Annotated in this window: 19 protein-coding genes; 5 read left to right on the top strand and 14 right to left on the bottom strand. The window is 31.6% G+C overall.

Annotated features, from left to right (window positions below; translation table 11 throughout):
* The first annotated feature begins 77 nt into the window (after window positions 1-77).
* A complete protein-coding gene (locus Q0684_RS04435) occupies window positions 78-1,169 on the top strand; it encodes an acyl-CoA desaturase (protein ID WP_299012977.1) in 1,092 nt (363 codons plus the stop codon).
* A 20-nt stretch (window positions 1,170-1,189) separates the two neighbouring features.
* Window positions 1,190-2,377 (top strand): pyridoxal phosphate-dependent aminotransferase, encoded by a 1,188-nt coding sequence (locus Q0684_RS04430; protein WP_299012970.1) that lies wholly within the window; start codon window positions 1,190-1,192, stop codon window positions 2,375-2,377.
* A gap of 162 nt (window positions 2,378-2,539) precedes the next feature.
* Here Q0684_RS04430 and ftsZ read toward each other — a convergent pair whose 3' ends face one another.
* The 13 genes from ftsZ to mraZ all read right to left on the bottom strand — a co-directional run bounded on the left by ftsZ (window position 2,540) and on the right by mraZ (window position 18,467).
* Complete coding sequence (gene ftsZ / locus Q0684_RS04425) at window positions 2,540-4,441, bottom strand: cell division protein FtsZ (RefSeq protein ID WP_299012966.1); 1,902 nt, start codon at window positions 4,439-4,441, stop codon at window positions 2,540-2,542.
* A 77-nt stretch (window positions 4,442-4,518) separates the two neighbouring features.
* Window positions 4,519-5,871 carry a cell division protein FtsA gene (ftsA, locus tag Q0684_RS04420; RefSeq protein ID WP_299012964.1) on the bottom strand — a complete coding sequence of 451 codons (1,353 nt, stop codon included), beginning with the start codon at window positions 5,869-5,871 and terminating at the stop codon, window positions 4,519-4,521.
* A gap of 6 nt (window positions 5,872-5,877) precedes the next feature.
* Entirely contained in the window at window positions 5,878-6,600 is a 723-nt protein-coding gene (locus Q0684_RS04415; RefSeq protein WP_299012962.1) for a cell division protein FtsQ, read from the bottom strand.
* A complete protein-coding gene (gene murC, locus Q0684_RS04410; protein WP_299013342.1) occupies window positions 6,590-7,969 on the bottom strand; it encodes a UDP-N-acetylmuramate--L-alanine ligase in 1,380 nt (459 codons plus the stop codon). Before murC ends, Q0684_RS04415 begins: the two co-directional genes overlap by 11 nt.
* 116 nt (window positions 7,970-8,085) lie before the next feature.
* Window positions 8,086-9,186, bottom strand: coding sequence for an undecaprenyldiphospho-muramoylpentapeptide beta-N-acetylglucosaminyltransferase (gene murG / locus Q0684_RS04405; protein WP_299012959.1), 1,101 nt, complete (start codon window positions 9,184-9,186; stop codon window positions 8,086-8,088).
* A 71-nt stretch (window positions 9,187-9,257) separates the two neighbouring features.
* Window positions 9,258-10,442, bottom strand: a complete 1,185-nt coding sequence (locus Q0684_RS04400; RefSeq protein ID WP_299012957.1) for an FtsW/RodA/SpoVE family cell cycle protein — start codon at window positions 10,440-10,442, stop codon at window positions 9,258-9,260.
* A gap of 86 nt (window positions 10,443-10,528) precedes the next feature.
* The gene (murD, locus tag Q0684_RS04395; RefSeq protein WP_299012952.1) at window positions 10,529-11,911 is read right to left on the bottom strand and encodes a UDP-N-acetylmuramoyl-L-alanine--D-glutamate ligase; all 1,383 of its coding nucleotides are present in this window, start codon (window positions 11,909-11,911) and stop codon (window positions 10,529-10,531) included.
* A 103-nt stretch (window positions 11,912-12,014) separates the two neighbouring features.
* Window positions 12,015-13,241, bottom strand: a complete 1,227-nt coding sequence (gene mraY, locus Q0684_RS04390; RefSeq protein ID WP_299012950.1) for a phospho-N-acetylmuramoyl-pentapeptide-transferase — start codon at window positions 13,239-13,241, stop codon at window positions 12,015-12,017.
* A 7-nt stretch (window positions 13,242-13,248) separates the two neighbouring features.
* Complete coding sequence (locus Q0684_RS04385) at window positions 13,249-14,712, bottom strand: UDP-N-acetylmuramoyl-L-alanyl-D-glutamate--2,6-diaminopimelate ligase (protein WP_299012945.1); 1,464 nt, start codon at window positions 14,710-14,712, stop codon at window positions 13,249-13,251.
* Window positions 14,713-14,717: 5 nt separating this feature from the next.
* Window positions 14,718-16,685, bottom strand: coding sequence for a penicillin-binding protein (locus Q0684_RS04380; RefSeq protein WP_299013339.1), 1,968 nt, complete (start codon window positions 16,683-16,685; stop codon window positions 14,718-14,720).
* Window positions 16,686-16,741: 56 nt separating this feature from the next.
* Window positions 16,742-17,071: an FtsL-like putative cell division protein gene (locus Q0684_RS04375; protein ID WP_299012930.1), complete on the bottom strand. Its 330-nt coding sequence runs from the start codon at window positions 17,069-17,071 to the stop codon at window positions 16,742-16,744.
* 27 nt (window positions 17,072-17,098) lie between these two features.
* The gene (rsmH, locus tag Q0684_RS04370; RefSeq protein ID WP_299012921.1) at window positions 17,099-18,013 is read right to left on the bottom strand and encodes a 16S rRNA (cytosine(1402)-N(4))-methyltransferase RsmH; all 915 of its coding nucleotides are present in this window, start codon (window positions 18,011-18,013) and stop codon (window positions 17,099-17,101) included.
* Window positions 18,000-18,467, bottom strand: a complete 468-nt coding sequence (mraZ, locus tag Q0684_RS04365; protein WP_299012918.1) for a division/cell wall cluster transcriptional repressor MraZ — start codon at window positions 18,465-18,467, stop codon at window positions 18,000-18,002. Before mraZ ends, rsmH begins: the two co-directional genes overlap by 14 nt.
* Window positions 18,468-18,675: 208 nt before the next feature.
* On the opposite strand from mraZ, the gene Q0684_RS04360 reads away from it, so the two are divergent.
* From Q0684_RS04360 to Q0684_RS04350, 3 genes are read left to right on the top strand one after another with little or no spacing between them, the layout of a single operon-like run.
* A complete protein-coding gene (locus Q0684_RS04360) occupies window positions 18,676-19,443 on the top strand; it encodes an alpha/beta hydrolase (RefSeq protein WP_299012893.1) in 768 nt (255 codons plus the stop codon).
* Window positions 19,443-20,054, top strand: coding sequence for a ribosome biogenesis GTP-binding protein YihA/YsxC (gene yihA, locus Q0684_RS04355; RefSeq protein WP_299012889.1), 612 nt, complete (start codon window positions 19,443-19,445; stop codon window positions 20,052-20,054). Before Q0684_RS04360 ends, yihA begins: the two co-directional genes overlap by 1 nt.
* A gap of 44 nt (window positions 20,055-20,098) precedes the next feature.
* The gene (locus tag Q0684_RS04350; RefSeq protein WP_299012879.1) at window positions 20,099-20,785 is read left to right on the top strand and encodes an RluA family pseudouridine synthase; all 687 of its coding nucleotides are present in this window, start codon (window positions 20,099-20,101) and stop codon (window positions 20,783-20,785) included.
* 6 nt (window positions 20,786-20,791) lie between these two features.
* Here the strand turns inward: Q0684_RS04350 and Q0684_RS04345 are convergent, their stop codons facing one another.
* A complete protein-coding gene (locus Q0684_RS04345) occupies window positions 20,792-23,173 on the bottom strand; it encodes a penicillin acylase family protein (protein ID WP_299012876.1) in 2,382 nt (793 codons plus the stop codon).
* Window positions 23,174-23,193: the final 20 nt, after the last annotated feature.

Raw genomic sequence — 23,193 nt, 5'->3', positions numbered from 1 at the left:
ACAATTATAAGTAAAAGATGTCGTTTATGATTAAAAGCGAAATAAAATAGGCTATTTTTGCACTTTTAAATTTTTACATGAATACAATAAACTTCTCAAGGGTAGACAAAGCAAAGTTCTTTAGAACTCTTAATAAAAGAGTAAACACTTACTTTAAAGAAAATAACTTAAAAAGAACAGGAAACTGGAAACTTTATACGAAAGCAATCTTAATGTTTTCATTATTTTTGGTACCCTTTATACTTATTTTAACCGTTTCCATGCCACAATGGACAATGGTTTTATTAATGATTTTAACTGGTGTTGGCATGGCTGGTGTTGGCATGAATGTAATGCATGATGCAAACCACGACTCTTTCTCTAAAAGAAAATGGGTGAATAAATTAATGGGAAGCAGTATTTACATTTTAGCAGGAAATGTATACAATTGGAAAGTACAACACAACGTATTACACCATACTTTTACAAATGTAGAAGGACATGATGAAGACATAGATGCTGGTAGAATTATTCGTTTTTCAAAACACTCTAAATGGTTTAAAATACACAAAATTCAAAAATATTACTCTGTTTTTATTTATGGGTTACTAACTATTAACTGGGCAATTACTACAGATATCAAACAAATGCACAGGTATTTGAAAAGAAAATTATCTTATGGTGAATTTCCGAATCCTGCAGCAGAATGGACAAAACTAGTAATATCCAAGATTGCTTATTATGCCCTTTGGATTGTTTTACCAATTGCCATTTTAGATATTTCTTGGTGGAAAGTTATTATTGGTTTCTTTGTAATGCATTATACAGCAGGAATGATTTTAAGTTTGGTTTTTCAATTGGCGCATATTGTACCAAAAACAGAAATGCCAGTACCAGATAAAAATGGAAATCTAGAGCATACTTGGGCAGTCCATCAATTGTACACCACATCTAACTTTGCACCTAGCAATTGGTTGATAAACTTTTATACGGGTGGTTTAAATCACCAAGTTGAACATCATATTTTTCCGCATATTTCTCATGTCCATTATGGAAAATTAGCTAAAATTGTAAAAGAAACAGCCAAAGAGTTCAATTTGCCATATCACGAATATCAAACCACTAGAAAAGCGTTATTAGAGCATTTTAGACACTTAGGTGTTCTGGGTAAAAAACCTGAATTAGCATAACACAACAACTAATATACACAATGAAACATCCATTATCGGACAGAATTATGAGCTTACCAGCTTCTGCTACATTAGCAATGGCTGCAAAAGCAAGAGAATTAAAAACAGCAGGTAAAGATATTATAGGTTTAAGTTTGGGAGAGCCAGATTTTAACACTCCAGACTTTATTAAACAAGCTGCCATAGATGCTGTAAATGAAAACTACAATTCTTATACACCTGTAGACGGTTATGCAGAATTAAAAGAAGCAATTTGCACCAAATTTAAAAGGGATAATGGTTTAACATATACACCAAATCAAATTGTAGTTTCTACTGGTGCAAAACAATCTATCGCAAATGTAATGCAGGTATTATTAAATCCTGGAGACGAAGTTTTATTACCTTGTCCTTATTGGGTAAGTTACTCTGCAATTGCTACTTTATGTGAAGCGAAGTCTGTAGAAATTCGTTCTTCTATTGAAGCTAACTTTAAAATTACACCAGCGCAATTAGAGGCTGCCATAACGCCAAAAACCAAGTTAATTTTATTCAATTCGCCAAATAACCCAAGTGGAGTTATGTATAGCGAAGCAGAATATAGAGCTTTGGCAGCTGTTTTAGAAAAATATCCAGACATTTATATTATGTCTGATGAAATCTATGAGCACATTAATTATGATGCTAAACCATTTAGCTTTGGTGCCATAGAAAGTTTGTTTGACAGAACAATTACCGTAAACGGATTAGCAAAAGCTTTTGCTATGACAGGTTGGAGAATTGGGTATTTAGGAGCCCCAGAATGGATTGCAAAAGCGTGTACAAAAATGCAAGGACAAATTACTTCTGGTACAAACTGTATTGCACAAAGAGCAGCAATTACAGCAGTGTTAGCGCCAGTAAGTAAAATACAATATATGGTAGACGAGTTTAAAACTCGTAGAGGAATTATTATTGATTTACTTAGAGAAATTGAAGGTTTTAAAGTGAATGTACCAGAAGGTGCTTTTTACGTTTTTCCTGATGTTTCTGCATTTTTTGGTAAAACTTTAAATGGGGTAAAAATAGATAATGCTAGCGATTTTGCATTATACTTGTTAGAACATGCCAATGTTGCTACTGTAACTGGAGAAGCTTTTGGTGCGCCAGATTGTATAAGAATATCTTATGCGGCGTCTGAATTACAAATTAGAGAAGCTATTAAAAGAATTGCAACAGCATTAAGCTAAAAGCACTTCAACTGTTTTATATCATATTAAAATCCACCTTTTTCAAGGTGGATTTTTTTATGAGTAAGAATTAAAATTCTTAATTTATTTACTATACTTCTAAGGAAAATTCATCTAAAATAAATTAGATGCATTATGACATTTAGGAGTTTTTAATATTATCTAATCTACGTTATCGTGTAAAAAAGAATTGTTTGATTTAAAATCAATACTATCATCTTTTTTAATAGCTGTTTTAGACTTACTAATTGGTGCATTTACACTTAAATCTAAACCTTGTCTTTTATATGCTGGTTGCTTTTCTATTTCGTCTATATTTTTATTTAACTGATCATTAAACTTATAGTTAAACCCTTTCATTTTCTGACGTCTTTCTTCTGCTCTTTGCTGTAATTCAGAAATAGTAAGATCTAAAGGAGAAACTTCTTCGCTATAAGTTTCTATTTTATTTATTTTTTCTTGCTTTGGTTCTGCAGTTTTCAATTCAAAGTACATCTCTTCTTCCTCCACTTCGTTCTTTGGAGTAATATGAGAACTTTTTCCTATAGTAGGTTCTGCCTTAAAATCTTCCAAAACATAACGTGTTTCTTCAACATTATTTTCAGAAACCAACTCTTCTGAATCTTGATCTTCTAGGCTATGTACTTTAATTACGTCAGACTCCTTTTTTTGAACTTCCTCTTCAATTTCTTCCTTCGCACTATTTAAAGGAAACTCAAAAGATAAATCGGTTTGCAATTTTTCTGGTTCTTCATAGACTTCCTCTTCCACTACTGGGGTAACATCTGTAATTATAAATTTTTCTTCTGTTACGCTTTCAACAGAAATTTCTTCATAAGAAACCGGTATTTCTGCAATTACCTCAGGTCTTACTAAACTTTGTTTTCTTTGTTTTTCTATTTCTTTATCTTCAATATCGTCTTCTAAAGTATGTATAATTTTTTGCGATACCTCTTCTGTTATTGGACTATCTAAAGCAGGTGCCTTTGTAAGTGTTTTCGCATCAAAGTTATAAGTTGCCTTTTGTTCATCTTCTAAAGTATGTACAATTTTTTTAACCTCTGTATTGGTAATATTACTTTGTTGATCTGCTGCAAAACCTGTAGCTACAATAGTTACAGCAATAGCTTCTCCCAATTCTTCATCTTCTCCAATACCCATAATAATATTGGCATCGTAACCTGCTTCATCCTGTATAAAATCGTTAATTTCTCCTATTTCATCTAAGGTAACTTCATTGGTACCAGAAACAATTAAAAGCAACACATTTTTAGCGCCTGTAATTTTATTATCATTCAACAAAGGAGAGTCTAAAGCTTTTTTAATGGCATTTTTTGCGCGGTCTTGTCCGTCTTCTTTTGCAGAACCCATAATAGCTGTACCACTATTAGAAAGTACAGTTTTGGCATCATGTAAATCTATATTTTGTTTGTAGTGATGTGTAATTACTTCCGCAATTCCGCGAGAAGCTGTAGATAAAACTTCATCTGCCTTAGAGAACCCTGCTTTAAAGCCTAAATTACCATAAACCTCACGTAATTTATTGTTATTTATTACAATTAAAGAATCAACATTTTGGCGCAATTGATCAATTCCTAACTGAGCTTGTTTTGTACGTCTTCTACCTTCAAAAGCAAATGGCATTGTTACAATTCCCACCGTTAAAACATCCATATCTTTGGCTATTTTAGCAATAATTGGGGCAGCTCCTGTACCTGTACCACCCCCCATTCCTGCAGTAATAAATACCATTTTTGTTTGGGTATTTAACATTTGCTGAATTTCTTGCATACTTTCTTTAGCCGCTTGCGCACCAATTTCTGGATTAGCACCTGCACCCAAACCAGAAGTTAAGTTTGCACCCAATTGTATTTTATTGGGTACAGGACTATTTTCCAATGCTTGTGCATCTGTATTACAAATTATAAAATCTACACCCCTTATTTGTTGGGTATACATGTGATTTACGGCGTTACTACCACCACCACCAACACCAATAACTTTTATAGTATTGGATTGTGTCTTTGGCATATCAAATAAAATGTTATCAAATTCTGCGCTCATAATAACGTTCTCTTTTTTTATTGATTGGTTGAATAATTATTCTAATTTCTTTTTTAATTTATTTTTCTAACACCTATTTACTCGGCATTATCTAAAAAATCTTTTAGTCGTTCTGTAAATTTCTCAAAAAACGATGTTTTATTTTTCTTATCTGGTTTTTCTGACTCCAAAGCTTGTACTTCCTCTTGTGGCGAAATAGTATCTACAAAATCTTCTTTCGTTTCTATAACTTCTGCTACTATTTCCTCATCAACCTCTTCATCAATATCTTCCTTATGCAAACCTTCCATAAGCAAACCTACTGCTGTTGCGTATGAAGGACTAGATAAAATGTCTTCTGAATCTCCTGCTAAATGTTCATTAGGAAAACCAATTCTAGCATCCATACCCGTAATATATTCTACTAGTTGGCGTAGATGTTTTAATTGAGACCCTCCACCTGTTAACACTATCCCTGCAATTAATTTCCCTTTTTGGGTTTCATGTCCGTAGTTTTTTATCTCTAAATACACACGCTCTATGATTTCTTGTACTCTTGCATGTATAATTTTCGATAAATTTTTTAAGGTAATTTCCTTGGGTTCTCTTCCTCTTAAACCAGGAATAGAGACTATTTCTGTCTCCTTATTTTCACCTGGCCAAGCAGAACCAAATTTAATTTTTAACAATTCTGCCTGTTTTTCGATTATAGAGCAACCTTCCTTAATATCGTCTGTAACAACATTTCCTCCAAAAGGAATTACAGCTGTATGCCTTATAATACCGTCTTTAAAAATTGCTAAATCTGTTGTACCACCACCTATGTCTATTAAAGCAACACCGGCTTCTTTTTCTTCTTGACTTATTACCGCAGATGCTGATGCCAGCGGTTCTAACGTAATGTCACTTAAACTTAAACCAGCACTTTTTACACATCTACCAATATTTCTTATTGACGATACCTGCCCAACTACCACATGAAAATTAGCCTCTAAACGCCCTCCATACATACCAATTGGCTCTTTAATATCTGCCTGAGAATCTACCTTAAATTCTTGCGGTAAAACGTGAATAATTTCTTCCCCCGGCAACATTACCAATTTGTGTACTTGGTTTACCAAATCTTCAATATCAGACTCTTCTATAACCTCGTCTGCATTATCTCTAGTAATGTAATCTGAATGGTGCAAACTACGAATATGTTGCCCTGCAATACCAACAACAACATTATCTATTTTAACCCCAGAAACACTTTCTGCCTCTTCTATGGCTTGCTGTATAGATTGAATAGTTTGCGTAATATTACTTACAACACCACGTTTTACACCTAAACTTTTTGCTTTACCAATACCAACAACCTCAATTTTGTTGTACTCATTTTTACGCCCAATCATTGCTACAATTTTGGTTGTACCAATATCTAAACCAACAGCTATTTTATTGTTTTCCATTTTGATTTATTTTGTGCACACAACTTGGTTGTGATATTTTACATTAATCGATTTATACTCTTGTATCTTTTTATTTCTAAATGTGGTATTGTAAAAAGCTTTTAACTTGGTAAATTTTACTGCTACATTTTCTAATTTTCCAAAATCTATTTTATAATCTCCACTTCTAACTGAAAACTGATATTCGTTTGTATTAGATTTCGTAATACCGACAATTTCTTTTTGTAAAAAATCATCTTTTAAAATCAGTTTTATTAAAGGCAAGACAAGCTTTACCTCATCTTTTACCACCCCAGAAACCAACACAACTCTTGCCGAAAAAACAGTCGACAAGGGTATATTTACTCCCTCTTTATCAATATAATAAGAACTATCTTTTGCTATAATTCTTGCAACCGGTATTCTTTGTTTAATAGTTGTTTTTAACACACCATCAATAGTTAAAAACACCGCAGATTCTTCTACATACGGATTTTTAGAAACCTGCTGCTCTAATTTGTATAAATCTATTACAGATTTTGCAGATTTTACCATATTAGAATCGTTTTGTATTAACAATTTATTAACCATACTATGCGTTAAAAAATTATTGTTTCCCTCTAAAAATTTCACCTCGATTTCAGCTACTTTTTTAGTTGTATTTCTTGTTGTAGTAAAACTATATAAAAAGCCCACAAACCCTATGAATAATAGAAAAAACACATATTTCAAATTGCGTTTAACTTTCATATCTATCGCTATTTATAAGTGCTTGTGCTACCGTATTTGTAAGTGCTCCTATATCTCCAGCACCTAACATTACTACTACATTTGCAACTGAATTTTTAATATCTTTAATTAAATTTTCTTTTTTTACTATTTTTTTCTGCTTGTGCTGCATTTTATTAAGCAACAAATCTGATGTTACTCCTTCAATCGGTTTTTCTCTTGCAGGATAAATATCTAAAAGTATTACTTCATCAAATTTTTGCAAAGCAGTAGCAAAATCATTTGCAAAATCTTGAGTTCTAGAGAACAAATGAGGTTGAAAAACAACCAAAACTTTTTGATTTGGGTACATTTCTCTAACTGAACTTTCTACTGCATTTATTTCTGTAGGGTGATGCGCGTAATCATCAATTAAAACAAAATTTTCTGTTTTTATCTTATATGAAAATCTTCTTTTTACACCTTTAAAACTTTGCAAGCGCTCTTTTATAATTGCTAAATCTACCCCGTAAACATCTGCCATAGCAAAAGCTGCTAGAGCATTCATAACATTATGTTTTCCTGGTAAATTAAAGGCAATATCTTTTATTTTGCTCCTAGGTGTTTTTACATCAAAAATATACGTACCATTCTTTATTTTTAGGTTTTGTGCAGTATAATCTGCAGCCTCTTCAATTGCGTAGGTTAAGCCTTTTAATGGTATACCTTTAGCTACAATTAAAGCGCCTGTTACTTTATTTGAAAATTCCTGAAAAGATGTAGTTAAAGCTTCTGGATTTTTATAAATATCTAAATGATCTGCATCCATAGAGGTTACACAGGCAATATTGGGACTCAATTTTAAAAAAGAACGATCAAATTCATCTGCCTCTACAACACTTACTTTATCTGCACCTAAAATTAGGTTAGAATTATAGTTTTCTGCAATTCCTCCTAAAAAAGAAGTAGCATTTTCTGTTGCCATAATATGCCCCAAAATGGCAGATGTAGTAGTCTTACCATGTGTACCTGCAACCGCTAAACAAAAAGAAGTATTTGTAATTTCTCCTAAAATTTCTGCTCTTTTTAAAATTGTAAAATTGTTATTTACAAAGTAATTGTACTCTGCATGATTTTCTGGAATTGCAGGCGTATAGACTACTAACGTTTGTTCTTTATTCAAAAAAGCAATTGGTATGTGCTTAATATCATCCTCAAAATGAATTACAACACCTGCTTTTTGTAATTCTTCTGTAATTTTTGAAGCGGTTTTATCATAACCTGCAACAGCTTTACCAATAGAAACAAAATAACGTGCAATTGCACTCATTCCTATGCCTCCAATACCAATGAAAAAAATAAATTCCCATCCTAAACCCTTACCAAAGGGAAGGACTTTCTCACTATTGATGATATGATTTCTTTCTGTATTCAATTTTATTAAAGTATTCTATTGTTTATTAATTTTCGTTTTTAATATTTTTACTTTCCCACAGTCCTCAAGAGTATTTCTTACCTTTGGGAAGATTAAGTAGGGGTTTTTAATAATTTTTCTACTTCATCTACAATATCTTTCGTTGCACTTGGTAAAGCCAATTCTTTTATGTTTTCTGATAAACTTTGCTGTTTTCCTTCATCTTTTAATAAGGTTTCAAAAACAACAGGAAACGTATCTAGTTCACTCTCTTTTAATAATAAAGCGCCATGTTTATCTGCTATAGATTTTGCGTTTTTTGTTTGATGGTCTTCTGCCACATTGGGCGAAGGAATAAATAACACAGGTTTACCTACTATACACAATTCTGAAACAGAACTTGCTCCTGCTCTAGAAATAATTACATCTGCGGCAGCATAAGCTAAATCCATTCTATTTAAAAACTGATGCACTTGTATATTTTCTACATTGTTATATTTTTTATAGTCATCAATATAAAATTTACCACATTGCCAAAGCACTTGTACTTCTTGATTTTTAAAAAACTCCAAATTCTTCTCAATCAATTGGTTTACTTTTCTTGCACCTAAACTACCACCAATAACTAATACAGTTTTCTTGTTTAAATCTAACTTAAAAAAGCTTTTTGCTTCTGCAGTTTTACTGTGAATAGACAATAAATCTTGGCGCACAGGATTTCCTGTTTTTCTAATTTTTTCCCTTGGGAAGAAACGTTCTAGATTATCATACGCAACACAAATTTTACTTGCTTTTTTACTAAGTAACTTATTTGTAATTCCCGGGTAAGAATTTTGTTCTTGTATTAAGGTTGGTATTCTTTTTCTATTGGCCATAATTAATGTAGGCCCACTTGCAAAACCACCAGTACCAATAGCAATATCTGGTTTAAAACTTTTAATTATTTTTGATGCATTCCATAAACTACTCATTAATTTAAAGGGAAAAGAAAGATTATCTGCTGTTAATTTTCTTTGAATTCCAGAAATCCACAAGCCCTTAATTTTATAACCAGCTCTTGGTACTTTTTCCATTTCCATTTTATCTTTTGCCCCTACAAATAAAAAATTTGCATCAGGATAACGCACCTTTATCTCATTTGCAATTGCAATTGCAGGATAAATGTGTCCTCCTGTTCCACCTCCAGAAATAAGTACATTAATCGACTGTTTCATACAGACTTTTATATTTGTTTATATGAATGTATTTGACAATCATCATAATTTGTGTATTTAATTTTAAATATTTAGTCGATTGTTTCATGCAAAATATCTAAAGGATTATCATCTAAAATATCTTCTTCTGTTTCTTCTTTTGAGGCGCTTACACTTAAAATCATTCCAAGTGCAATACAAGTCATCCAAATAGAAGTACCTCCACTACTAATAAGTGGTAATGTTTGTCCAGTTACAGGAAACAAATTTGTAGCCACAGCCATATTTATAGTGGCCTGAAAAACAATAGGCAAACCAGAGCCAACTACTAATAAAGTACCAAAAATTGTAGTGGTTTTCTTTAAAACAACAAATATTCTAAACAGTAATAAGAAATAAACAACCACTAAAACAACACCACCAAATAAACCAAATTCTTCCACAATTATGGCATAAATAAAATCTGATGAAGATTGTGGTAAAAAATTCTTTTGTACACTTTTTCCTGGTCCAACACCAAAAGAACCACCTGTAGCAATTGCAATCTTCGCTTTTTCCACCTGATACGCTTCTTTACTACCTTCTTGCGAAAAACTCTCTATTCTACTTTGCCAAGTTTGCACGCGATTAGGCATAGCATCTGGAAAAGCTTTAGCCATTAAAATAAAAAACAATAAAGCAACCAAACCAGCTCCTAAAACAAACCCAAGGTACTTTAAGGGATAACCTCCTATAAAAGTCAATACTAAAACCATGGTAAAAACAATAGCGGTTGTTGAGAAATTTGCAGGCAAAATTAACATTAAAATTAAACCAACTGGCAGCCAAAGCTGCAATAAACTCTCTTTAAAAACAATAACTTTTTCTTTATTTTTAGCAAGATATCTTGCAACATAAATCATTAAAACCAAACCTGCTAAGGTTGATGTTTGAAAACCAACACCACCAATTCTAATCCACCTACTTGCATTTGCACCACCAATAGTAGTACCTTGAGCTAACGTAACAATTAGTAGTATAAAAACAATGGGTAACATTAAAGCAGAACCACCAGAAAAATAACGATAAGGAATTTTATGCACGCCATAAATGATTAAAAAACCAAAAAACAATAACGTTGCATGCTTTACCAAGTGCCCTAAAGTAGAACCATTACCTACAACATACACCAGATTTGTACTTGCACTGTACACTGGCATGAAGGAGAAAATAGCTAATGCTGCAACAATTGCCCAAATAGCTCTATCTCCTTTTATATGTTGAAGTATGGTTTTCATTTATAGGTACTTAGATTCTTGGATTTTTAGATTGATAGATTCTTAAATTAAAAATCAATTTCAACGAATTATTTATTTATATTTTTTTAAAGACATTTAACCGCTTTTTTAAACTGACGTCCTCTATCTTCATAATCTTCAAACAAATCGAAACTAGCACAAGCAGGAGACAACAACACTGCATCTCCTTTTTCTGCAATTTTGTGAGAAACTTTTACTGCCTCTTCTGCCCCAGCAGTTTCAATAATTATATCAACCACATTGCCAAAAGTTTCTTTAATTTTATCATTATCTAAACCTAAACAAACAATTGCCTTCACCTTTTCTCTTACTAAAGGCAGCAAATCGTTATAGTCATTTCCTTTATCAACTCCTCCAACAATCCAAACAGTTTGCTTATCCATGCACTCTAAAGCGTAAAAAGTTGCATTTACATTAGTTGCCTTAGAATCATTTATATAAGACACTTCTCTAATTTTAGCAACGTTTTCTAAACGATGTTCTACACCTTCAAAATTCGCTAAACTTTCTTTAATAGATTCTTTTCTAACTTTTAATAATTGTGCTGCCATTGTTGCTGCCATGGCATTTTTTACATTGTGTTTTCCCTTTACTGTTAGTGTAGATAATGGCATATAAAATATTTCTTTATTTATGTTGATTGTAATTTTATTGTCTTCTAAAAAAGCACCATACTTCAGTTTTTTTTCTATAGAAAAGGGAACTAATTTTGCTTTTGTAGTATTATTTTCTAACCAATTATTTATGGCTTGGTTATCTGCATCATAAATTAAATAATCTGATGCAGTTTGATTTTTTGTAATTCTAAATTTTGACGCGATATACTTATTAAAATCATAATCATATCTATCTAAATGATCTGGAGTAATATTGGTTAAAATGGCAATATGTGCTTTAAAATCTTCTATACCATCCAACTGAAAACTACTTAATTCTAACACATAATTTTTACAGGCCTCTGTTGCTAATTGCGCTGCAAAACTAGCTCCTATATTACCAGCTGCAGCAACATTTAAACCCGCATTTTTTAAAATATGATGCGTTAATAGCGTTGTTGTTGTTTTACCATTTGAGCCTGTAATACCCACTAAATTGGCATTGGTAAACTTTGCGCCAAATTCAATTTCAGAAATAACTGGAATTTGCTTTTGTTTCAATTTTAAAACCAACGGAACTGTGTCTGGTATACCAGGACTTTTCATTACTAAATCTGCTACTAACACCTTACTTTCTGTGTGCTTTTTCTCTTCAAATTCAATTGCATTTTCTAGCAACACTTTTTTATACTTTGCTGCAATTTCTCCTTTATCAGAAACAAATATTTGGTAACCTTTTTGTTTGGCCAAAACAGCTGTTCCTACACCGCTTTCTCCTCCACCAAGAACAACAAGCTTCCTTTCTTCCGAAGAAGAAAAAACTGTTTTTTGTATATTTTCTCGATTACTCATTGTTACTTTTCTATTTTTATTCTTCTATTCTTAATACTGTTTCGCACAAAATCAAAACATATCTACCGTCATATTCTAAAAAGAATCAGATGGTGTTTTTGAATTATCTTAATTTTAAGGTTACAATTGTTAATACTGCTAATAAAATTCCCACAATCCAAAATCGGGTAACTATTTTACTTTCGTGATAACTTAACTTTTGATAATGATGATGTAGTGGCGACATTCTAAAAATTCGTCTTCCTTCTCCAAATTTCTTTCTAGTATATTTAAACCAAGAAACTTGAAGTATTACAGATAGATTTTCTACTACAAATATTCCTGCCAAAATTGGCAGCAATAATTCTTTTCTTATCGCTATTGCAATAACCGCTATAATTCCGCCTATTGTTAAACTACCTGTATCTCCCATAAAAACTTGAGCAGGATAGGTGTTGTACCAAAGAAAACCAATTAAGGCGCCTGCAAAAGCGAGAATAAAAACCGTCATTTCTCCGGAATTGGGTATATACATTACATCTAAATAATCTGCGAAAATAATGTTACCTGAAACCCAAGCAAAAACACCTAGTGTAACCACCATTATTGCAGAAGAACCTGCAGCTAAACCATCTATTCCATCTGTTAAATTAGCACCGTTAGAAATTCCTGTAACAATAAAAACAACAATAAAAATGAAAACAATCCATCCATATTTTTCATAACCGTCTCCTAAAAATCCTAGTGCTTTTGAGTAATCTAATTCGTTATCTTTAAAAAAAGGAACTGTTGTTTTGGTAGATTTATGCGCTTCTCCAAACACTTTAACTTTACCATTATTTTGTACAATTTGTTGCTCTTTTGGTAGCTGTTCTTTAATTGTTACATCTTCATTAAAATACAACATTGCACCAACAAAAATGCCCAAACCAACCTGACCTAAGACTTTAAATTTACCGCTTAAACCGTCTTTATCTTTTTTAAACACTTTAATATAATCATCTAAGAATCCTATTAATCCCATCCAAACTGTGGTAATCAAAAGAATAATTATATAAATATTATCTAATTTTGCTAGCAAAATTGCTGGAATTAGAGTGGCTAAAATTATAATAACACCACCCATTGTTGGTGTACCTGCTTTTTGTATTTGACCATCTAAACCCAAATCTCTAACAGTTTCTCCAACTTGTTGATTTCTTAAAAAATTTATAATTCGCTTACCAAAAATTGCAGAGATTAATAATGATAAAATAAAAGCTGCAGCTGCTCTAAATGTTATAAACTGAAACACACTTGCGCCAGGAAAACTAAACTGAGTTTCTAAATAATGAAATAAATAATATAGCATGCTCTGTTTATTTTTTTAGTTGATTGAAACAGTTTTTCACTTCCTCTAAATCATCAAAATGAGTTCTAACTCCGTTTATTTCTTGATAATTTTCGTGTCCTTTTCCTGCTATTAATATGATATCTCCTGTTTCAGAAAATTTACAAGCTGTTTTTATAGCTTGCTTTCTATCTAAAATGGCAATTGTTTTTTTGTAATTTTCTGGTGAAACCCCTGCTTCCATTTCATCTAAAATGGATTGTGGATTTTCTGTTCTTGGATTGTCTGAAGTAAAAATAGCCTGGCTGCTTAATTGCGAGGCAATATTTGCCATTTTAGGTCTCTTGGTTTTATCTCTATCTCCACCACAACCCACAACTGTAATAACTTTTTCGTTATTTGTTCTAATATCGTTTATGGTTTCTAAAACATTTTTTAAAGCATCTGGTGTATGCGCATAATCTACAATTGCAGTTATACCATCTTCTGAAATTACATACTCAAAACGACCACTAACACTTTCTAATTCACTAATAATGGTTAAAACCTCTATTTTTTCTAAACCTAACAACTCAGCTGTGGCAATTATGGCAGTTAAATTATAAATATTAAATATGCCAATTAATTTTGTCCAAATTTCTGTACCATCAACAGCTATTAAAGTACCAGACAATTGCTTTTCTAAAATTTTAGCTTTAAAATCTGCAAAGGTTTTTAAGGCATAAGAGTATTTTTTTGCTTTAGTATTTTGCAACATATAATTGCCATTCTTATCATCTATATTTGTTAAAGCAAAAGCGGTTTTAGGCAAACCATCAAAAAATTCTTTTTTAACATCTCTATATTCTGCAAAGGTGTTGTGATAATCTAAATGATCATGAGAAAGATTTGTAAAAATACCACCAGCAAAGGTTAATCCCTCTATTCTTTTTTGATGTATACCATGAGAACTTACCTCCATAAAACAGAAATCTACACCTGCATCAATCATTTTATCTAAATAACTATTTATGGTAATAGAATCTGGTGTAGTATGTGTAGCTTTATGCTCAGTAACACCTACCAATACTTTTACGGTAGATAACAAACCTACTTTATAACCTGCTTTTTTAAATAATTGGTATAATAAAGAAGCAATAGTTGTTTTACCATTGGTACCTGTAACACCTATTAAAGGCAACTTAGCAGAAGGGTTGTTATAAAAATTAGAGGCCATGATTGCCAATGCTATATTTGCATTGTTTACCTGAACGTAAGTAATACCATCTTGTGTTTTATCTGGAAAAATCTCGCAAATAATTGCTATTGCACCTAAACTTATTGCTTTATCAATATAATTATGCCCATCTACAGTAACCCCTTTCTGAGCCACAAAAACTGTATTTTTCTCAACTTTTCTAGAATCGAAAACAATGTTTGCAACATCAATATTTGTAACTCCAAACACTTTGTTAATAGCAACCTTATATAATATCTCTTGTAAATTTTTCAAAACGACTATGATAATTTTAGGGTTATTACTTTTCCTTTAACTAACCTTTCTCCTTTTTTTAAAGATTGATGCTTTACTTTACCTGTTCCAGAAACTTTTACTTTTAATCCTAAATTTTCCAAAAGCGCTAAAGCATCCATACCTGTCATACCTTTCACACTAGGTATAACTGTATAATTTTTTCTTAAATAATTATCGTATTTGATATATTCTTTCTCAACCTCTTCAAAATCAATTTCATCTTCTACAGATTGTTTATCTATGGGAGTTGTAGTATAAATTTTTTGCGCAATTTCTTTAAAAACAGGTCCTGCAACAGTTGCTCCATAATACCCTTTTTCTTTTTTAGGATCATGTACAACTACAATACAAGAGTATTTGGGCGTATCTGCTGGAAAAAAACCTGCAAAAGAAGCTACATAGTGTTTATTTGAATAGCCTGCACGAACTATTTTGCCGTTTTCATCTTTATGTTTTGGCAAAAACTTTTTAGCTGTTCCTGTTTTACCAGCCATAGAAAAGTTGGGAGAGTATATATTATCTGCAGTACCTTTAACCACAACATTCTCCATTATTTTTCTTATTTTTTTTAGAGTAACATCTGAAGCTATTTTTGGGTTTACAATTGTAGTTTCAAATACTTTCTCAGTCTTGTCTTGTTTTCTTAGTTCTTTTATAAAGCGGGGCTTTACCATTACACCATTATTTGCAACAGCATTATAAAACATAAGAGTTTGCATTGGCGTAACAGACACTCCGTAACCCCAAGACATCCATTCTAAAGAAATTTTATTCCAGCGTTTTTTATCTTTAGGATTAGGTATATAAGGTTTTCCTTCGCCTTTAATTTGAAACCCTATGGGTTTTGTAAATCCGTAATCTTCTAACTTTTGGATAAATTTTTCTGGCTTTGCGTCGTAATGTTTTTTAATTAATTTTACTATCCCAACATTGGATGAAACTTCAAATACTCTTGCTGCCGAAATTTTACCATAACCTCCTCTATGAGAATCTTCTACTTTAGAACCATGTATAAAAATTCTACCTCTTTCTGTATCAACTACTGTAGCTGTATCTATTTTTTTATCATCTAAAATTGCCATTAAACTTGCCAACTTAAAAGTAGAACCTGGCTCATGACTTTCCCACACAGCATAATTCCTTTTTTCGTAATACCCAGTGTTACTATTATTTCTACCTAAGTTTGAAATCGCTTTAATTTCTCCTGTTGCAGTTTCCATAACTACTGCACAACCATGGTCTGCTTCAAACTTTTCTAATTGCGCTAACAAGGCGTGATGTGTAATATCTTGAATATTTACATCTATAGTGGTAATTATATCATGGCCATCTACAGGTTCTTTCTCATTATAATCACTAATAGGTTTCCATTGGTTTTTAGCAATTTTTTGTTCCCACCTTAATCCATTTTGCCCTTGCATATAATCTGCAAATGCTCCTTCTATACCTGCTTCACCCCTAAAATCATCATAACCAATTGTTCGTTCAGCAATTTTACCAATAGGATGTGCTCTTTCTGTTCTGTGTTTTGCAATAAACCCTCCTTTGTAGACGCCCAATTTAAAAATTGGAAATTTCTTCATCTTCAAATAATCTGTATAACCAATATTTCTTGCAATTAAAAAATAACGTCTTTTTTTATTTTTTGCGTTTCGTAACCTTTTTTGATGATAACTAGAAGACCCACCTAACATTTTAGAAAGCTCGTTAGACAATTCAATAAAATTATCTTCAAAAATCTGACTATTTACAGTTTCCAAATCCATGTAAATATTAAATTTAGACATAGATGTTGCTAACAAGTTGCCGTCTGCAGCATAAACGTTACCTTTGTTAGCATAGATAGTATCTTGTCTAACAGTTAAATCCATAGCCAGCTTTCTATACTGCTCTCCTTTTACATACTGTAAATGAATAACTTTAAAAATAACTGCAAATAAAAACAGTGCCATAAAAGCTGCCACCAAGTAAAATTTAGTAAGTATGCTTTTTTTATGTGTTGCCAATTTTAATCTTTATTTATAGTTACTTTTATTTTTTTTGGAGGAGTTGCTGACGGTTGTAAACCCCTTGCTTTCGCCTTTTTCTTAATACTAGACTCCATTTTCATTCGCATTAAAATAGTTCCGGTATCTATATATTCTGCTCTTAATTCTCTTTTTAACTTATTTAAGTCAGATATTTTAATCACCTTCTTATCTGCGTTGTGTGAGCTAGTAATCATAATTAAAAACAGAAACACTACGAATAAGATAATTTTCCAGTTTTTTAACGCAAACTCATCAGTTAAAAAACTACCTCTTAAAAACCCGTAAACACCTTTTTTAACCTTAGACATTTTTACACAATAGAAATTTATTTTCCACTATTTTTTATTCGCAACTTTTTTTAAAGTTGCAATTCTTAGTTTAGCACTGCGAGCCCTGTTGTTCGTGGTAATTTCTATTGGGGTAGGTATTACTAACTTTCCAACTTTTTGTAATGGCTCATTTGTGTTTCCAAAAAAATCCTTTTCTGGCTCGCCGCTAAACATTCCTGTTCTAATAAATCGCTTTACTAGTCTATCTTCTAGAGAATGGTAAGAGATTACACTTAGCCTACCTTCTTCTGTTAACAAATTTGGAGTTTGCTCTAAAAATTCTTTTAAAACTGCCAATTCTTCATTTACCTCTATTCTTATTGCTTGAAAAATTTGCGCTAAAATTTTATGCTCTTTTGCTTTTGGTAAAAACCTACGCAACGCCTCTTTTAACTGAAAACTAGTTTCAATTTTCTGCTCTTCTCTTTTTTCTACAATTGTTTTGGCTATGTTTCTAGAGTTTCTTAATTCCCCGTACAAAAACAAAATTTCCGCCAACTTCTCTTCAGAATAATTATTTACAATTGCTTTCGCAGAAATCTTAGATTTTTGATTCATTCGCATATCTAAATCCCCATCAAAACGAATAGAAAATCCTCTTTCCGCTTCATCAAACTGATGCGAAGAAACCCCTAAATCTGCCAAAATACCATCTACCTTTCTTACACCATGAAACCTTAAAAATCGTGTTATATATCTAAAATTTTCTGGTATTAAAGTAAATCTAGAGTCATCAATAACATTCTGTTGTGCATCAGGATCTTGATCAAAACCAAACAACCTACCACCTTCTCCTAGTCTACTTAAAATCTCTTTTGAGTGCCCACCACCACCAAATGTAACATCTACATACACCCCATTATGCTTAATAGCCAAGGCGTTTACACTCTCTTGCAATAAAACTGGATTATGGTAGCTCATCAAAATCTGTATTTCCCATTACTTCTTCTGCCAAATCTCCAAAATCTCCAGTAGCATCATCAATCGCCTTTTCATATCGTTCTTTGTCCCAAATTTCTATAATGTTTACCGCAGATGATAATACTACCTGTTTTTTAATACCTGCTATTTCACATAAATCTTTTGGTATTAAAATTCTACCAGCCGCATCAAATTCTACAATTTTAACTCCTGCTGTAAACCTTCTAATAAAATCGTTGTTCTTCTTTTTAAACTTATTTAGCTTATTTAGTTTTGCCATTAATAAATTCCATTCCTCCATAGAATACAATTCTAAACAAGGATGAAAAACAGCTCTTTTGATTACAAAACCTTCATTTAAAATTGGCTGCAATTGCTTTTTTAGAGCTGATGAAAACATCACTCTACCTTTAGCATCTGCCTTAACTTCGTATGTACCAATTAGGTTTATCACTTTTACTTATAACTTTAAACTGCCTCAAAAATATATAAATTTTACCACTTTTTACCACTTTTTACCACATTGTTAATAAATAAACACAATTCTAAGGAATTACAGCTAAAAAACCTGTTAATAACTGAATAATAGCCAATTACAGAAATAAGATATATGTTACAAAAAAAGGATTACATTTGCGGTTAGGTAATTATGAATCGAACAAATGACTGACAAGTTAAAAACGCAAGGAAAATTTACATATGCAGAAGCAGGAGAAGGACCAGTAGTTATTGTTTTACATGGACTAATGGGCGCTTTAAGTAATTTTGAAGACACTTTTAGCTATTTTTCTACAAATGGTTATAAAGTATTGATACCAGAATTACCGCTTTATACTTTACCACTATTAAAAACTAATGTTAAAAATTTAGCAACGTTTTTAAAGGAGTTTATGGAGTTTAAAGAGTTAGATAGCGCAATACTTCTTGGAAATTCTTTAGGAGGACATATAGGGCTTTACTATACAAAACACTATCCAGAAAAAGTGAGAGCGTTAGTTTTAACAGGTAGTTCTGGCTTATACGAAAACGCTATGGGAGATAGTTTTCCTAAAAGAGGAAACTATGCATACATGGAAGAAAAAACTAGAAATGTATTTTACGACCCAAATACCGCCTCTAAAGAATTAGTTGATGAAGTTTTTAGAATTGTAAACGATAGAAACTCTGCAATACGAACTTTAGCTATTGCAAAAAGTGCCATTAGACATAATATGTCCAAAGATTTACCTGAAATGAGCCAACCAACTTGTCTTGTTTGGGGAAAACAAGATACAGTTACACCACCAGAGGTTGCCATTGATTTTCATAAATTACTACCAGATTCAGAATTATTTTGGATTGATAAATGTGGCCATGCAGCAATGATGGAAAAACCAGAAGAATTTAATAGCATTGTTGACAATTGGCTTACTGAGAGAAAGTTTAAGTAATGAAAATTAAAGCGGCTGAATTTATAATGAGTAACAGTAATGTTACCAAAGCTCCAAAAGATAGATTGCCAGAATATGCTTTTATTGGGCGCTCTAATGTTGGTAAATCTTCATTAATAAACATGTTAATGGAGCGTAAAGATTTGGCCAAAATTTCTGGTAAACCAGGTAAAACACAACTAATTAACCACTTTAAAATTAATGAAGAATGGTTTTTGGTAGATTTACCAGGCTATGGTTATGCGCAAGTCTCTAAAAAGAAACGCGTAATTTTTCAGTATTTTATAGAAAACTATTTTAAAGAAAGAGAGCAATTGGTTTGTACTTTTGTTTTGATAGATTCTAGACACGATCCTCAAAAAATAGATTTAGATTTTATGCAGTTTTTGGGCGAAAACCAAATTCCGTTTTGTATTGTTTTTACAAAAGCAGATAAATTAGGAAGTTCTAAATTGAATAAACAAATTACCTCTTACAAGAAGAAATTATTGCAACATTGGGAGTCTTTACCCGAAACTTTTTTAACTTCATCTTCTACTGGTTTAGGCAGAAAAGAATTTTTGACATTTATTGATCAAATTAATGAAGATGTAGCCAAAGATTTTAAATAAGTTACTTATTCATAGTTACTAAATCTTTATTTTAGAGCATTACAATGCAATCTACCAAAAACAATTTATCGGTTTTATTTGAAGACAATCATATTATAGTGGTTAACAAAAACTCAGGTGATATTGTACAAGGAGATAAAACTGGCGACAAGCCATTAAGCGATGTTGTAAAAGAATATGTAAAAGAAAAATACAACAAACCTGGTAATGTTTTTATTGGCACAGTGCACAGATTAGATAGACCTACTTCTGGAATAGTAATTTTTGCAAGAACCTCTAAAGCTTTGGAGCGTTTAAACAAAATGTTACGCGATAAAACTATTGATAAAACGTATTGGGCTTTAGTACAAAACAAACCTTTGCAAGCAACAAATACGCTAACTAATTTCTTAAAAAAAGATACTAAAAAAAATAAATCTTTTGTGTACAAAAAAGAAATTGAAGGCAGTAAAAAAGCAATACTACACTATAAAGTAGCAAAAAAGCTAGACAATTACACCTTATTGGAAATTGATTTAGAAACTGGCAGACATCACCAAATAAGAACACAATTGGCAAATATTGGTTGCATAATTAAAGGCGATTTAAAATATGGTGCCAAAAGAAGTAATAAAGATGGAAGCATAAGTTTACATGCCAGAAAAATAAAATTTATACACCCAGTTTCTAAAAAAAACATTACTATAATTGCACCAACACCAAAAGACCCAATTTGGGATGCTTGCCAATAAATTTTGCTATTTTTTGGGTTTCAAAATTAGTACTTGAGTGCTATTTTTAACACCTTCTATATTCAGACGCATTTTTACAAACTCACCATCTACATACTTTTTTGCCTGATCTTTGTAATATTTACTAAACACATTGCCAGATTGCCCTGTTGGTAAAATAGACAAACTATTTTCTACATCAGAAAAATCTACTACTCTTCTTGTAGAAGGCCCAGCTTTAATTTTATAAATTCCTGTGCTATCTAAATCAAAAATTTGGTTGTTAATTACTTCATTTCCACCAATAGTTTCAAAAGGGCCAACATTAAAAAATGTTCTTAAAAAACCACCTGCTTTACCTATTGCATGTTCATACTCCACAGAAATCACCCTACTCCAAGTCCAATCTTTTATATTTTGTCCTAATTGATTTTCTAAAAACACTATTGTTTTTAGAAAAGCCTTTGTAATAATTTCCTTTCTATTTTCAACTTTATTTTTAGTATCAATATTATCCCACCAAACAGAAGTTTCTTTCTTAAGTTGTATTGGCAAGGCTTGGTCTTGCAACTGAGAATTTATAAACAACGTAAAACTATCGCCCATTTCATCTTTATACGTTGCTGCCAAAAACTCATATAAAAATCGGTTGTAAATTGTTGGTGCTACAGCATTTTTTAAATAATTACTATCCCAATTTTGTAAAATTAAAATTGCTTTTTTTTCTAAAGCTGATAAATTCGACTGATTGATATTTTTTACTAAATCTAAAATTATTTTTGATACTTTAGAAGATTTTACATCATACAACATAGTAGCTACATCATTTTTAGTAAAATTATCCTTTGCATTTAGTAAGGTTGTTATTCTTTTTGCTCTGTCTTCTGGTTGATAATAGCCTGGATACAATTCCCCATTTTGCATTTCTGGTTGATTATTTGCAGAATACACATAGTAATTACTTGGATTTATAGCTTGTGGGTTTTCAGAAAATAGTAAATAAGCTAAAATATCATCTTTACCATTGCTTCCTTTTAAATAGGTTTTAGAGGACAAACTATCTCTTAAGTTGTATAATTTTGCAGAGGCAAACCATGCAATGTTATCTTTTGCATCACCATACATTACATTTAAACCAGGAGCATGAATTTTTGAAACCGCATTTCTAAAATCCATTAAAGATTTGGCATGAGACATTTCATAAGTAACTGCCAATTGTTCATTTTTTAATTGCGTGTAAATCCAATGCATGGCAATAGGTCTTTCATCTTCTAAATGCGAAATAATTCCATTCATTATTGGTCCATGCCTGCTTACTTTAACTTGAAAGGTAGTATCTTTTTCATTTTTAATTGAAATGGTTTTATTGCGAATCGCGTAATTTTTAAAACCATTTTCTGTTTTGTATTGCTTATGATTATTAGGATTATTTTCTTCTATATAAAAGTTTAAATCGTCGTTTGCCATCATTGTTAAACCATAGGCATACGTTTTATTATGACCTAATAATGGAAATGGCATTAACGCAATATTAAAACCATACATTTCAAAATCTGGTGTTCTAATATGGTTTTGATACCAAACTGAAGGTTGCGAATATCCTATGTGTGGATCATTCGCAAAAATTACTTTTCCATTTTTAGTTTTTTCTGGCCCCAAAACCCAAGAATTACTGCCAATAAATGTAGCTACTGGCAATTTTTGCATCAATTTATTTACAGCAACTGACAAACTTCCTTTAATTTTAGAAACTTCTGTTTTATTTATGGTTAAGTTTTCTAAATTATTAGACACTAATTCTTCAAAATAATTATCTCCTAACTTTTCTTTCACCTCTGTTAGTAAAGGGTCTGTTTTATGCGCAACAGCAAAACTAAAAGCCATATAACCAAAAACATTATACACATCTTTTATGGTATAATATTCCTTTTCTATACCCAACATGGTAAACTCTAAAGGTGTTTTTCCTTCTTTTATATATTGATTAATTCCATCTAAATAAGCCTGTGTTAACACATAACTTTCTGCTGATTTATCTAATACTGCAATTGTTTTTTCAGCCGCTTCTTCAATTCCTAAACCAGCAAAAAAAACATCTGTTTTAAGCAAATCTCTACCAAAAATTTCAGACAATCTGCCAGCAGCTATTCTTCTTATCAATTCCATTTGCCATAATCTATCTTGTGCATGCACATAACCCAAAGCCAAATAGGCATCTTTTTGATTTTGAGCACTAATGTGAGGCACGCCAACTTCATCAAATTGAATAGTTATCTGTTCAGAGATTTTTTCCAATTCAAAAGTTCCATTATAATCTGGCGCCAACCACTTTGCATAACTCCACGCACAGGCAATAATTAAAACAATTATGAATACTAAAGAAAGCACTATTTTTTTAATAATTTTCATGGAAATGTTTTTGATAATCT

This window comes from uncultured Polaribacter sp., from assembly GCF_947503875.1.
Taxonomy (GTDB): Bacteria; Bacteroidota; Bacteroidia; order Flavobacteriales; family Flavobacteriaceae; genus Polaribacter.
Note: the sequence above shows the minus strand (reverse complement) of the source record. Positions and strands in the feature narration are given on the sequence as shown.

Excerpts from the sequence above, each read along its gene's own strand:
- ftsZ (WP_299012966.1), bottom strand. The coding sequence starts at position 4,441 with ATGAGCGCAGAATTTGATAACATTTTATTTGATATGCCAAAGACACAA.
- murG (WP_299012959.1), bottom strand. The coding sequence starts at position 9,186 with ATGAAACAGTCGATTAATGTACTTATTTCTGGAGGTGGAACAGGAGGA.
- yihA (WP_299012889.1), top strand. The coding sequence starts at position 19,443 with ATGAAAATTAAAGCGGCTGAATTTATAATGAGTAACAGTAATGTTACC.
- Q0684_RS04345 (WP_299012876.1), bottom strand. The coding sequence starts at position 23,173 with ATGAAAATTATTAAAAAAATAGTGCTTTCTTTAGTATTCATAATTGTT.
- Q0684_RS04350 (WP_299012879.1), top strand. The coding sequence starts at position 20,099 with ATGCAATCTACCAAAAACAATTTATCGGTTTTATTTGAAGACAATCAT.
- murD (WP_299012952.1), bottom strand. The coding sequence starts at position 11,911 with ATGAGTAATCGAGAAAATATACAAAAAACAGTTTTTTCTTCTTCGGAA.
- Q0684_RS04375 (WP_299012930.1), bottom strand. The coding sequence starts at position 17,071 with ATGTCTAAGGTTAAAAAAGGTGTTTACGGGTTTTTAAGAGGTAGTTTT.
- Q0684_RS04400 (WP_299012957.1), bottom strand. The coding sequence starts at position 10,442 with ATGAAAACCATACTTCAACATATAAAAGGAGATAGAGCTATTTGGGCA.
- Q0684_RS04380 (WP_299013339.1), bottom strand. The coding sequence starts at position 16,685 with ATGGCACTGTTTTTATTTGCAGTTATTTTTAAAGTTATTCATTTACAG.
- rsmH (WP_299012921.1), bottom strand. The coding sequence starts at position 18,013 with ATGAGCTACCATAATCCAGTTTTATTGCAAGAGAGTGTAAACGCCTTG.
- Q0684_RS04415 (WP_299012962.1), bottom strand. The coding sequence starts at position 6,600 with ATGAAAGTTAAACGCAATTTGAAATATGTGTTTTTTCTATTATTCATA.
- Q0684_RS04430 (WP_299012970.1), top strand. The coding sequence starts at position 1,190 with ATGAAACATCCATTATCGGACAGAATTATGAGCTTACCAGCTTCTGCT.
- mraY (WP_299012950.1), bottom strand. The coding sequence starts at position 13,241 with ATGCTATATTATTTATTTCATTATTTAGAAACTCAGTTTAGTTTTCCT.
- Q0684_RS04435 (WP_299012977.1), top strand. The coding sequence starts at position 78 with ATGAATACAATAAACTTCTCAAGGGTAGACAAAGCAAAGTTCTTTAGA.
- Q0684_RS04360 (WP_299012893.1), top strand. The coding sequence starts at position 18,676 with ATGACTGACAAGTTAAAAACGCAAGGAAAATTTACATATGCAGAAGCA.
- ftsA (WP_299012964.1), bottom strand. The coding sequence starts at position 5,871 with ATGGAAAACAATAAAATAGCTGTTGGTTTAGATATTGGTACAACCAAA.